Origin of the sequence: Caballeronia terrestris (genome assembly GCF_001544515.1) — a bacterium.
GTDB classification, from domain to species: Bacteria; Pseudomonadota; Gammaproteobacteria; order Burkholderiales; family Burkholderiaceae; genus Caballeronia; species Caballeronia terrestris.
The window spans coordinates 1-609 of record NZ_FCOL02000599.1; the positions used below are offsets into that span (position 1 = coordinate 1).

Annotated in this window: 1 protein-coding gene; it reads right to left on the reverse strand. The window is 49.1% G+C overall.

Translation table 11 applies throughout. From position 1 onward, the window contains the following. Window positions 1–609 (reverse strand): hypothetical protein (locus tag AWB67_RS41315; protein WP_159965185.1); only part of this gene is annotated, 609 nt, incomplete at both ends.

A 609-nucleotide genomic window follows, 5' to 3' on the forward strand; every position in this document is an offset into this window, starting at 1 on the left:
GTGGTTGGTATCAAACAAGCCAACTAACTCATGTGAACCGTTGAATTGATGACCAACGTAGCTTTTGTCGACAAAGAAATCGTATTGTTTTGTGGCGACACCGTTGGTGTAGAAAATATCATGTGTTTTGAAACCATTGGCGTTGAAGGTTGCATATTCGGTCATCTTGCCTGACACACCAAACAGCGCCGCAGTCTGAGTCCCGTCCGTGTTAAAGAGATGTGAGGCATAGCTCCCATCCAAATTGAAATCGAGCTGCTTCGTGGCATGCTTGTCCGCGCCGAAAAAGGTGTCGTGGAGCTTGACGCCGCTCGCGTTGAACTTGGCGACCTCAGTCACTTGGCCCGACACGCCGAAGAGTGTTGCCGTCTGCGAACCGTCCGCAGCGAAGTCATACTTCGGGTAGCTGTTATCAAGTTTGAAATCAAGCTGCTGAGTTGCTTTGCCGTTCGTGTAGAAAATATCTTGCGTCTTGAAGCCCGTCGCATTGAATTTGGCAAGTTCAATCATTTGGCCAGTTGTGCCATAGACCGTTGCCACCTGCGAACCGTCCACAACAAAGTCATACTTCGTGTAGCTCTTGTCGAGTTTGAAGTCGAATTGCTGGGT